This window comes from Kitasatospora sp. MBT63 (genome assembly GCF_000710465.2).
In the GTDB taxonomy this organism is placed as follows: Bacteria; Actinomycetota; Actinomycetes; order Streptomycetales; family Streptomycetaceae; genus Kitasatospora.
Window position 1 is genome coordinate 1 of sequence record NZ_JAIZ01000658.1, and the last position, 220, is coordinate 220.

A 220-nucleotide genomic window follows, 5' to 3' on the forward strand; every position below is an offset into this window, starting at 1 on the left:
GGAGACTCCACCGTGACGACAGCCGACACCCTGGCCGCCGGGGGCACCGCGGAGGCGGCCTCCCGGGCCGCCAGCTGCGAGCGCGGCGCCACCGTGTGGCTGACCGGGCTGCCCAGCGCCGGCAAGACCACCCTCGCCTTCGCCCTGGCCGAGCGGCTGCGTGCCGAGGGCCACAAGGTCGAGGTCCTGGACGGCGACGAGATCCGCGAGTTCCTCTCCA

The 220-nt window shown here is 75.5% G+C and carries 1 protein-coding gene; it reads left to right on the forward strand.

Annotated features, from left to right (window positions below; translation table 11 throughout):
- Positions 1–30 precede the first annotated feature (30 nt).
- Positions 31–220, forward strand: a 190-nt coding sequence (locus AA75_RS34495; protein ID WP_149038549.1) for an adenylyl-sulfate kinase, incomplete at its 3' end; no start/stop codon positions are given.